Here is an 11,198-nt window from a genome sequence, read left to right on the forward strand (position 1 = left end):
ACCGGGTGGCGGACGGGCAGGACGGCGGCACGGCCGCCTGGACAAAGGTCGTGTACGTGCCCTCCCGCCGTTTCCAGCAAGGCGACGCCTTGGCCGAATTCGCGCTGAGCCGGTTCGAGGACGGCCGCCGCGTCCTGCCCATGTACTCCTCCCTCGAGCTCCTCGTCGCCGGCTGCGGCGAGGACCAGCCCTGGGTCGCCGTCCAGCTCCGCGCCCCCGAGGGCGTCGAGGAACTCGCCGAGCTCGCCGGCGCCGACGTCGTGCTGTGGGACGTCGACTTCACCCAGATGGACGGCGACGCCCCATGACCGGCGAGGCCCCATGATCGGCGGCGGCATCGGTCCCGGCGGCACCGGGGAGGCGGCGCCGCCGGGCGGGTGCGTCAGGGGCGCAGCTCCAGCGTGCAGCACTTGGGGCCGCCGCCCGCCTTGCGGAGCTCGGACAGGTCCACCGGGACGGGCTCGTACCCGTGGTCGCGCAGCGTGCCGATGAGGCCGGTGGCCTCGGCGTTGATGACGACGTTGCGGCCGTCGCAGACGGCGTTGAGGCCGAGCACGGCCGCGTCCGCCTCGTCGGCGATGACGGCCTCCGGGAAGAGCCGTTCGAGCACCGCGCGGCTGCCGGGGGAGAATGCGCCCGGGAAGTAGGCGACGTTGGAGCCGCCGAGCGGGAACAGCGCGGTGTCCAGGTGGTAGAAGCGCGGGTCGATCAGCCGCAGCGTCACCACCGGGCGGCCGAGGAACTCCTGCGCCTCCTGGTGGGCGGCGATGTCGGTGCGGAAGCCCGTCCCGGCGAGGATGACGTGGTCGAGGGTGAGGAAGTCGCCCTCGCCCTCGTTGGTGTGCTCGGGCAGGAGGACGTCCGGGAAGCCGTTCTTGCGGAGCCAGTCGGCGTAGGCGGGGCCTTCCGCGGCGCGTTCGGGGAAGGTGAACTTCGCCCCGTACGCGCGCCCGCCGACGACGAGGGCGCCGTTCGCGGCGAAGACCATGTCGGGCAGGCCCTCGATCGGGTCGATGAGGCTGACCTCGTGGCCGAGGGCGCGGTAGGCGGCGAGGAGCGCCTCCCACTGCGCGACGGCCCGCCCCGCGTCCGCGCCGGCGGCCGGGTCCATCCACGGGTTGATCGCGTAGGTCACGGCGAAGTGCTCGGGACGGCACATCAGGTAGTGCCGCCGAACCGCGCTCCGCCGCGGGGTGCTCGGCTCCGTTGTCGGCATCACGGTCATGCTCGTCTCCTGGGGCTTCCAAAAGGACTCGACTGAGCGAAAGCCTAGAAACGAAAGCCGCGCATTCCAATGCGTCGACCTTGCGCTGACCTGCGGATTCGTTGCGTGTTCCGGTGGTGCGGCAGCGATTCGTTGCGCACCGCGCGGGTGTCAGGCGGGCGGGCGCGGCAGCGGGGTGAACAGGTGGTCGAGCATGGTGTGCAGGAAGGCCCGGAACCCCTCGACGTCGTCGTGGGGGCACGGGGCGCTGCTCGGCGTGTGGCGGCGGGGCGGCTCGCCCGGGCCGCTGCGGACGAGGCCGCCGGTGAGGAAGCCGTACACGCACCAGACCACGCTCCAGATGAGGTAGTCGGGGTCGACGTCGGGCGGGACGAGGCCGCGCACGGTGTCGGCGATGTCGCGGGACAGGGGCTGGGTGTAGAGCTCCTCGAGGTCGGGCAGGTCGGCGGCGTCGCCCATCCAGCGGTGCTGCCAGAGCGCCAGGACCTGCGGGTGGGAGACGTAGAAGTCGAGGTAGGCGTCGGCGAGCATCAGGACGCCGCTCCGGTCGGGCGTGAAGACGGCCAGCGCATCGCGCAGGGCGGCCTCCTCGACCTCGTCGGCGTTGCGCATCACGGCGCGGTACAGGTCCGCCTTGGTCGCGGCGACGGAGCGGACGGCGCCGATGCCGAGGCCCGCCGCGTCGGCGATCATCTGCAGCGACGTCCCGTCGTACCCGAGTTCGGCGAAGATCCGCGTCGCGGTCTCGATGAGCCGGTCCTCTTCGGTTCCCCCCATGCGCTCACTCTAAGTGACGTCCCGGCGACGCTTCGCGGGTGCATGGGCCGGGCGGTGTGCGCGCCCGGCCCGTCCCGGCGGGTCAGGCGGACTCGGTGGGGAGCCCGGCGGCCACCCAGTCCTCGATGCCTTCGCGGTACTTGCGGACGTCGGTGTAGCCGAGGGCGGTGAGCCGGTCCGCGACCTGGCCGCTGTTGGCGCAGGCCGGGTTGGAGCAGTAGGTGACGATCGCGGCGGCGCGGTCGGGCAGCAGGGCGGGCGCCTGCGCGTCGACGTCGGCCGCGACGAGCGGCACCGCGCCCGGCAGGTGCTGCTTGGCGTAGTACTCGCCGCCCAGCGCGTCGACCACGGTGACGGTGCCGGCGTCGATGGCCGCCTTGAGCTCGTCCCGGCCGATGAGTGCGGTCATGGCTGTGCCTCCAGAGAAGACGGACTATAGTCCGGTTATGGCTCGAGACGATACCGGACCACAGTCCGCTTCTGCAACGCCCCTGGAACTGCTCCGCACCCCGCCGCCCAAGGAGCGCGCGGACGCGGCCCGCAACCGGGCGGCGGTCCTGGAGGCGGCCGGCCGGCTGTTCGCCGAGCGGGGCGTCGAGGCGGTGTCGATGGACCAGGTGGCGGCCGAGGCCGGCGTCGGCAAGGGGACGCTGTTCCGGCGCTTCGGCGACAAGGCGGGGCTGGCCGCCGCGCTGCTGGACGCGCGGGAACGCGTGCTGCAGGAGGCGATCCTGCACGGGCCGCCGCCGCTCGGCCCGGGGGCGGGGGAGGAGGAGCGCCTGGTCGCGTTCGCCGGGGCGTACCTCGACTACCTGCTGGAGCACCTGGCGCTCGTGCGGATGTCGGAGACCGCGTCACCGGGCGCGCGGTACCGCATCGGCGCGTACCGGTTCTGGCACCGGCACGTGGCGATCCTGGCGGCGGGCGCGGAGGACCCCGAGTACGCCGCGCACGCCCTGCTCGCGGCGCTGTCCGCCGAGCACGTCGCGGCGCTCCTGCCCGACCTGGGGGAGGAGCGCGTCAGGGAGGGGGCGGCCCGGCTCGCCCGCTCCGTGCTGCGCTGACCGGACGGCGGGTCCGGCACGCGAGGCCGCCGGAGCCGGGCGGCGGGACGCGAGGCCGCCGGAGCCGGGGCGGCGGGACGCGCCGCGGAAGAACGCGAGGCGGCGTGCCCGTCCGCGGCGGGCGGGCACGCCGGATCGGGTCAGAGGTTGATCATGTGGCCGGCGAGGCCGTGCACGGCCTCCTTGACGGCCTCGCCCAGGGACGGGTGCGCGTGCACGTTCCGGGCGACCTCGTGGACGGTCAGGTCCCACTGCTGGGCGAGGGTCAGCTCGGGCAGCAGCTCGGTGACCTCGGGGCCGATCAGGTGCCCGCCGAGGATCTCGCCGTACTTCGCGTCGCTGATCAGCTTGACGAAGCCGTCGCCCTCGCCGAGGCCGAGCGCCTTGCCGTTGGCGCTGTAGGGGAACTTGGCGACCTTGACGTCGAAGCCCTGCTCGCGCGCCTGCGCCTCGGTCCAGCCGAACGAGGCGACCTGCGGCTGGCAGTAGGTGGCGCGCGGGATCATCACGTAGTCGAGCTCCATCGTCTCGGCGCCCGCGATGGTCTCGGCGGCGACGATGCCCATGGACTCGGCGGCGTGCGCGAGCATCAGCTTGGCGGTGACGTCGCCGATCGCGTAGATGTGCGGGACGGACGTGCGGCAGCGGCCGTCCACGTCGATCGCGCCGCGCTCGGTGAGCTGCACGCCGGTCTTATCGAGCCCGTAGCCGTCGACGTTCGGCTGGAAGCCGATCGCCTGCAGCACCTTGTCGGCCTCGATGACCTGCTGGGCGCCGTCCTTGCCGGTGACGGTGACCTTGACCTTGTCGCCGGAGTCGTCGATGCCGTCGACCCGGGTGGAGGTCAGCACGTCGATGCCGAGCTTGCGGTACCGCTTCGCCAGCTCCTTGGACACGTCGGCGTCCTCGTTCGGGACCATCCGGTCGAGGAACTCGACGATCGTGACCTTGACGCCGTAGTTGTGCAGGACGTAGGCGAACTCGACGCCGATGGCGCCCGCGCCGGCGATGACGATGCTCTCCGGCAGCTCGGAGCTGAGGATCTGCTCCTCGTAGGTGACGACCCGCTCCGACAGCGACGTCCCGGGCAGCAGCTTGGTGTGCGCGCCCGCGGCGATGATGCAGCTGTCGAAGGTCACGGTCTCGGTGGCGCCGTCGGCCTTGGCGACCTGCAGGGTGTTCGGGTCGGTGAACGTCCCGCGCCCGTCATAGGAGGTGATCTTGTTCTTCTTCATCAGGAACTGGACGCCCTTGACGAGCTTGTCCGATACCTGGCGGCTGCGCTGGTAGGCGACGCCGTAGTCGAAGGTGACGTTGCCCTCGACGCTGATCCCGTAGGTCTTCTGCTCCTGGGTGAAGATGTGCGCCAGCTCGGCGTTGCGCAGCAGCGCCTTCGAGGGGATGCAGCCGACGTTGAGGCACACCCCGCCCCAGTACTTCTCCTCGATGATCGCCGTCTTCAGCCCGAGCTGTGCCGACCGGATCGCGGCGACATATCCACCCGGGCCCGCGCCCAGGACCACGACGTCAAAGTGTTCGCTCATATTCATTGACGATATTCGGCGCGGGGCCGTGCTCGCATCCCGGACGGCGCCGCAGCGACGCAGGTCGCACCCGCGGCCGGGCGCCCGCCGGAAACGATCACGCCGCGTGACCGCCCGCCTCCCGTGCGGCTCCCTCGTCACTTGCTGTTAAGGTTTTCGGAGTCCCCCGCCGGTGCACGTCCGCGGGGGCGGGCGGCGCGGACGGCGTGACGGCGCCGCCGCCGGACGCGTGCTCCCGTGACGTCCGGCCGCCGGCGTCCGGCCGCGCGAGCCCGGCGGAGGTCCGGAACGGCCGCGAACGGCGCCGTTTCCCGGGCCGCTCCCCGGGCCGGGGCGCCGCTGGAACACGGCGGCGCCGGCCGATCGTTGCCCCCAGATGCCCCTGCCGGGCGCAGCGGCCCGTCCCGAGCCGAGTGGAGGAGAAGCCGAGTGAGGATTCCCAAGCGCGTCAACGCCGTCCTGGACTGGATGGAGCAGCACTTTGGCGCACTTGCGGCGGTCGTCGCGCTGGTCGTCGTGGCGCTGGTCGCCACCCTCGCGCCGCCGCTGGTCGGGTTCCCCGTCGCCGGCTTCGTCATCGGGCTCGCCGCCGGCGGGTTCCTCGTGCACGTGCGGCTGAGCCGGCGGATCGCGCGGGCCCGCGGCGAGGTCGACGACCTGCTGCGCGAGAACGGCGCGCTGCGGCACCGCAACACGATCCTCGCCAGCGGCGTGATCACCCGGGGCGCGCAGGAGACGCAGGCGCTGGTCGCCATCCCGGAGGACGACGAGGACCTCGTGGAGGACGACCCGGCCCGCACCGCGGCGCTCCCCGAGCTGACCGACGAGCTGCTCGGCGGCGACCCGGGCGACACCCTCGGCGACGGCGTCAGGGGCGGCGCCGAGGACACCGCGGCCCCCGCCGCGGAGCCCGGTCCCGACCCCGCCGCCGACCCCGCCGCCGACCCGGCCGCCGTCGAGGGCACCGCGGACACCGAGGACGACGAGGACACCGCGAAGAACGTCCGCAGGGCGTAGCCGCGCGCCTCCGCCGCGTCGTCGGGCCGCGGCCGCCGGGCGTTAACTCCGCCGATCTTCGGGCAGAGGGAATGCCGGGAGGTGCGGATGAACGCAGAGTCCGGTCCGGAGCCCGCGGGGACGGGGACGGCCAGCGGAGGCGACCACGCCGCGCGGGAGGACGTGGACCTCGGCGCGGTGCACAAGGCCGTCATCGCGTCCGCGATGGGCAACTGCATCGAGTGGTTCGACTTCGGGGTGTTCAGCGCCGGGGTGATGACCTCGATCATCGGCACGAAGTTCTTCCCCTCGGACATCTCCGGCAGCGCGACGCTGCGCTCGTTCGCGCTGATCGCCGCGGCGTTCCTGGCCCGCCCGTTCGGCGGGCTGTTCTTCGGCCCGATGGGCGACAAGCTCGGCCGCAAGCGGGTGCTCGCCACCACGATCATCCTGATGTCCGGCTCCACCTTCGTGATCGGCATCCTGCCCGGGTACTCCGCGATCGGGATCGCGGCGCCGCTGCTGCTGCTGGCGGTGCGGCTCGTCCAGGGGTTCTCCACGGGCGGCGAGTACGGCGGCGCCGCCACGATGATCGCCGAGTACGCGCCGACGAACCGGCGCGGCTACTTCGGCAGCTTCCTGGAGTTCGGCACGCTGACCGGCTACATCATGGGCGCCGGGCTCGTGCTGCTGGTGAACCTCGCGGTCGGCGACGACGCGATGCACTCCTGGGGCTGGCGGATCCCGTTCCTGCTCGCGCTGCCGCTCGGCATCGTCGGGCTGTACGTGCGGACCCGGATCGAGGACACCCCCACGTTCCAGCGGATGGAGGAGGCGGGCAAGAAGGCGCGGTCGCCGCTGAAGGAGACGCTGCAGCACTACTGGAAGATCATTCTGATGCTGATCGGGATCGTCTTCCTGCTGAACGTCGCGGACTACACGCTGCTCACCTTCATGCCGTCCTACCTGGTGGACTTCCTGCACATGGGCAGCGTGAAGTCGCAGCTGGTGACGATCGGGGTGGAGGCCGCGATGATGGCGGTGATCCTGCCGACCGGCCACCTGTCCGACCGGATCGGCCGCCGGCCGGTGCTGCTGATGGCGGCGGTCGGGTTCCTGCTGCTGAGCTGGCCCGCGTTCGCGCTGATGCAGACCAACAACTGGCTCGGCATCGTGCTCGGGTACGCGATCATCGGCGGGCTGCTGGTGCTGATGCTCGCGGTGATCGGCGCGACGTTCCCGGCGATGTTCCCGACGAAGGTGCGGTACGGGGCGTTCGCGATCGGCTACAACATCTCGACGTCGCTGTTCGGCGGGACGGCCGCGGTGCTCGTCGGGTCGCTGATCGACGTGACCGGCAGCAACTACGTGCCGGCGTACTACATCATGATCGCGGCGGCGGTGGCGCTGGTCCCGATCCTGATGATCAAGGAGACGGCGAACGTGCCGATCGAGCGGGTCGGGATGGAGAACGCCCCGGAACCGGTGGGCTCCGGGGCGCGGCGCTGACCCCCGCCGCGCGGGCGGGGGACGGGGCGCGTCAGCGGGCGAAGTGCCGGCGGGCCCAGCCCACCAGCGATCCCGCGATCACGAGCGCGGCGGTCGTCTCGATCGCCAGCGCGGTCCACACGATGGTCACCGGGGGCCTCCCTCCGTCTGTGGCCGGACGCGTCCGTCCCGCGTCCGATGCTCACCAGGCGTAACACCAGGATGCGGCCCGGTTGTCCCTGCCCGGGCCGCTGGACGGCGTGATTCGCGTCACGTCGCACCCCCTCTGACCTGCGACGAAACCTCCATGGACGGTAAAACCGCTGGTCGAGCGCCCGCCGCCGGACGCCGCGTCCGGCCGGCCGGTCGGCGTGCTCTCGCGGGCTCCGCGCCGGGCTATCCCCGGACGGTCTGACTTCTGTGGCCCGTAGGCGAACATATAGCTCGTTGCGCCCGTTCGATTACGGTCGGTAGCGTCTCCGTTGGTTGATCCATGGCAGACCCACGACGAATCGGTGGTGTGGACGTGACGGAAGAGCAGTTGAGCCTCAGTACCTCTGCGGCGCGGAACCTGGCGACCACGACCAAGTCCGTCCCCCAGATGCAGGGGATCACCTCCCGGTGGCTGCTGAAGCTGCTGCCGTGGGTGGAGGCGTCCGGCGGCGCCTACCGCGTCAACCGGCGGCTCACCTACACGGTCGGCGACGGGCGGGTGACGTTCGTGACGACCGGCGCGGACGTCCGGGTCATCCCCCGCGAGCTGGGGGAGCTGCCCCCGCTGCGCGGCTACGAGGACGACCTGGCCCTGGACGCCCTCGCCGGCCGCTTCACCCAGCAGGAGTACGAGCCCGGCGACGTCATCGTGGAGGAGGGGCGGCCGATCGACCGGGTCGTCCTGGTCGTGCACGGCAAGCTCAGCCGGGTCGGGTCCGGCGAGTACGGCGCGGAGGCCGTGCACGGGACCCTCGCCGACGGCGACTTCTTCGGCGAGCAGGCGCTCGTCGGCTCCGACGAGGGGGCGGAGCCGGCGACCTGGGAGCACACCGTCAAGGCGCTCACCGCGGTGACGGTCCTCAGCATGAGCGAGGCCGACTTCCAGGAGACGCTCGGCCAGTCCGCCTCGCTGCGCGAGCACCTCGACGCCTACCGGGCGAGCCCCGACCGCGCGAGCAACGAGCACGGCGAGGCCGCGATCGACCTGGCGTCCGGGCACGACGGCGAGCCCGTGCTGCCCGGCACGTTCGTCGACTACGAGGGCTCCCCCCGCGAGTACGAGCTGAGCGTCGCGCAGACGGTGCTGCGGGTGCACACCCGCGTCGCCGACCTCTACAACGAGCCGATGGACCAGGTGGAGCAGCAGCTCCGGCTGACCGTCGAGGCGCTGCGCGAGCGGCAGGAGCACGAGCTGGTCAACAACCGGGACTTCGGCCTGTTGCACAACACCGACCTGGCGCAGCGGGTGCACACCCGGTCCGGCCCGCCCACCCCCGACGACATGGACGACCTGCTCACGCTCGTCTGGAAGGACCCGGCGTTCTTCCTCGCCCACCCGAAGGCGATCGCGGCGTTCGGCCGCGAGTGCAGCGCCCGCGGCGTCTACCCCGACAGCGTCGACGTCGGCGGCCACAAGGTGCCGGGCTGGCGCGGCGTCCCGATCTTCCCCTGCAACAAGATCCCGGTCAGCCGGACCGCGACCAGCTCGATCCTGCTGATGCGGACCGGCGAGGCGGCGCAGGGCGTCATCGGCCTGCACCAGACCGGGCTGCCGGACGAGTACCAGCCGGGGCTGTCCGTCCGGTACATGGGCATCGACGACAAGGCGCTCATCAACTACCTGGTCAGCTGCTACTACTCGGCGGCCGTCCTGGTGCCGGACGCCCTCGGCATGCTGGAGTCCGTCGAGGTCGCGCACGGCGGTGCGGCGTAGTGCAGCCGTTCGAACTCCCCGAGTTCTACGTGCCGCACCCCGCGCGGCTGAACCCCCGGGTCGACGCGGCCCGCGCGCACTCCCGCCGCTGGGCGCACGAGATGGGGATCCTCGGCCCCGACGAGACGGGGCCCGAGGTCTGGGACGAGGACGAGTACGACGCGCACGACTACGCGCTGCTCACCGCGTACACGCACCCGGACGCGCCCGGTCCCGTCCTGGACCTGGTGAACGACTGGTACGTGTGGGTGTTCTACTTCGACGACCACTTCCTCGAGAGGTACAAGCGGCCCCGCGACCTCGCGGGCGCCAAGGAGTACCTCGCGCGGCTCCCCGCCTTCATGCCGGTGAAGGCGGGGGGACCGCCGCCCCCCGAGCCGGCGAACCCGGTCGAGCGGGGCCTCGCCGACCTGTGGAAGCGGACCGTCCCGCTCATGTCGGAGGACTGGCGGGCCCGGTTCGCCGAGAGCACCCGCAACCTGCTGCAGGAGTCGGCGTGGGAGCTGGCGAACATCGACGAGTCCCGCGTCCCGAACCCGATCGACTACGTGCACATGCGCCGCAAGGTCGGCGGCGCGCCCTGGTCGGCGAACCTGGTCGAGGTCGCGGCGGGCGCCGAGGTGCCGGCGCGGGTCGCCGGGACGCGCCCGCTGCGGGTGCTGAAGGACGCGTTCTCCGACGCCGTCCACCTGCGCAACGACATCTTCTCCTACCAGCGGGAGACCGAGAGCGAGGGCGAGGTGAACAACGGCGTCCTGGTGATGGAGCGGTTCTTCGGGACCGGGCCGCAGCGCGCCGCCGAGATCACCAACGACCTGCTCACGTCCCGGATGCAGCAGTTCGAGCACACCGCCGTCACCGAGGTGCCGGCGCTGTTCGAGGAGGAGGCGCTGAGCCCGGCCGAGCGCGGCGCCGTGCTGCGGTACGCGCGGGGCCTGCAGGACTGGCAGTCCGGCGGGCACCAGTGGCACCTGCGGTCCAGCCGCTACATGAACCAGGGCGCGGTGCGGCGGCGCGTCCCGCCCGGGCTGCCGGAGGTCGCCGGGCTGCTCGGGCTCGGGACGTCGGCGGTGCGGATCCGGTCGCTGACCCGCGCCCCGGGCGCTGGGGCGGGCGGCGGCGAGGGGTTCCGGATGCCCGAGTTCTCGCTCCCGTACGAGCCGCTGCTCAACCCCCGGGTCGCCGGGCTGCGCGCGCACACGGCGGAGTGGGCGCGGAAGATGGGCATGCTTGACGCCGACGTCCCCGGTACATGGACGCCCGAGGCGTTCGACGCCGCCGACTACGCGCTGTTCGCCGCGCTCACCCACCCCGACGCGCCCGGCCCCGAGCTGGAGCTCATCGCCGACTGGCATCTGTGGCGGTTCTTCTTCGACGACTTCTTCGCCGAACGGTTCAAGCGGCCCCGCGACCTGCTCGGTGCCCGGGCGTACACGGCCCGGCTGCTCGCGCCGCCCGCGGGGCACGTCCCGTCCGACCCGGTCGAGCGGGGGCTCGCCGACCTGCGGGCCCGCACCGAGGAGGCCATGTCCGGCGACGAGCGCGCCGGGCTCGACGACGCGCTGCGGCAGCTCGCCGACAGCTGGCTGTGGGAGCTGGCGGGGCTCGTCCACAACCGCGTCCCCGACCCCGTCGACCACATCGAGATGCGCCGCCGGACGAGCGGCGCCGCGTTCACCGCCGCGCTGCTGCGGCACGCCCACGCGGGCGGGCTGCCGCCGGACGTCCTCGCGTCCACGCCGATGCAGGCGCTGCACGACACGTTCGCCGACGTCGCCGGGCTCCGCAACGACCTGCTCTCCCACCCCAAGGAGGTCGCGTCCGACGAGGGGCTCAACAACGCCGTCGTGGCCGTCGAGCGGTTCCTCGGCTGCGGGACCCAGCGCGCCGCCGACATCGTCGCCGACCTGGTCGAGGCACGCGTCCGGCAGTTCGAGCGGACCGCCGCCGCCGAACTGCCGATCCTCGCCGCCGAGTCCGGGCTGGACGCCGCCGCCCGCGACGGCCTCGCCCGGTACGTCCGGGCGATGCGCCGCTGGATGGCCGGCGACCTGCACTGGTCCACGACGACCGGCCGGTACGCCCGGCCCGCGGGCGCGCCCCGGCCGCCCGTCCCGCCGCCCGTCCCGCCGCCCGCCCCGCCCGTGCGGTTCCGCGTCCCGTCCGGCCCGTCCGGG

Annotated in this window: 10 protein-coding genes; 6 read left to right on the forward strand and 4 right to left on the reverse strand. The window is 72.7% G+C overall.

Translation table 11 applies throughout. The annotated features are described in order from the left end of the window. Nucleotides 1-5 precede the first annotated feature (5 nt). Nucleotides 6-308, forward strand: coding sequence for an SAV_915 family protein (locus F9B16_RS27590; RefSeq protein ID WP_151543118.1), 303 nt, complete (start codon nucleotides 6-8; stop codon nucleotides 306-308). 74 nt (nucleotides 309-382) lie between these two features. On the opposite strand, the gene ddaH is transcribed toward F9B16_RS27590, so the two are convergent. The 3 genes from ddaH to F9B16_RS27605 form a co-directional block, all read right to left on the reverse strand. Further along, on the reverse strand, nucleotides 383-1,225 hold the full coding sequence (gene ddaH / locus F9B16_RS27595) for a dimethylargininase (RefSeq protein WP_151543119.1): 843 nt from the start codon (nucleotides 1,223-1,225) through the stop codon (nucleotides 383-385). Nucleotides 1,226-1,375: 150 nt separating this feature from the next. Beyond that, complete coding sequence (locus F9B16_RS27600) at nucleotides 1,376-2,002, reverse strand: TetR/AcrR family transcriptional regulator (RefSeq protein WP_151543120.1); 627 nt, start codon at nucleotides 2,000-2,002, stop codon at nucleotides 1,376-1,378. An 82-nt stretch (nucleotides 2,003-2,084) separates the two neighbouring features. Further along, complete coding sequence (locus tag F9B16_RS27605) at nucleotides 2,085-2,411, reverse strand: rhodanese-like domain-containing protein (protein ID WP_151543121.1); 327 nt, start codon at nucleotides 2,409-2,411, stop codon at nucleotides 2,085-2,087. A 37-nt stretch (nucleotides 2,412-2,448) separates the two neighbouring features. Between F9B16_RS27605 and F9B16_RS27610 the strand changes: the two genes are divergently transcribed. Further along, nucleotides 2,449-3,066, forward strand: coding sequence for a TetR/AcrR family transcriptional regulator (locus tag F9B16_RS27610; protein ID WP_192809022.1), 618 nt, complete (start codon nucleotides 2,449-2,451; stop codon nucleotides 3,064-3,066). Between the two features lie 140 nt (nucleotides 3,067-3,206). On the opposite strand, the gene lpdA is transcribed toward F9B16_RS27610, so the two are convergent. Beyond that, nucleotides 3,207-4,610, reverse strand: coding sequence for a dihydrolipoyl dehydrogenase (gene lpdA, locus F9B16_RS27615; protein ID WP_151543122.1), 1,404 nt, complete (start codon nucleotides 4,608-4,610; stop codon nucleotides 3,207-3,209). 429 nt (nucleotides 4,611-5,039) lie between these two features. Between lpdA and F9B16_RS27620 the strand changes: the two genes are divergently transcribed. The 4 genes from F9B16_RS27620 to F9B16_RS27635 all read left to right on the forward strand — a co-directional run. Next, the gene (locus F9B16_RS27620; RefSeq protein WP_151543123.1) at nucleotides 5,040-5,627 is read left to right on the forward strand and encodes a hypothetical protein; all 588 of its coding nucleotides are present in this window, start codon (nucleotides 5,040-5,042) and stop codon (nucleotides 5,625-5,627) included. An 87-nt stretch (nucleotides 5,628-5,714) separates the two neighbouring features. Then, a complete protein-coding gene (locus tag F9B16_RS27625) occupies nucleotides 5,715-7,115 on the forward strand; it encodes an MFS transporter (protein ID WP_225991992.1) in 1,401 nt (466 codons plus the stop codon). Nucleotides 7,116-7,587: 472 nt separating this feature from the next. Further along, nucleotides 7,588-9,021, forward strand: coding sequence for a family 2B encapsulin nanocompartment shell protein (locus F9B16_RS27630; protein WP_151543124.1), 1,434 nt, complete (start codon nucleotides 7,588-7,590; stop codon nucleotides 9,019-9,021). Beyond that, nucleotides 9,021-11,198: terpene synthase family protein (locus tag F9B16_RS27635; protein ID WP_151543125.1), on the forward strand; the 2,178-nt coding region annotated here is incomplete at its 3' end. The genes F9B16_RS27630 and F9B16_RS27635, both read left to right, overlap by 1 nt.

The organism is Actinomadura montaniterrae, assembly GCF_008923365.1.
Classification (GTDB): Bacteria; Actinomycetota; Actinomycetes; order Streptosporangiales; family Streptosporangiaceae; genus Spirillospora; species Spirillospora montaniterrae.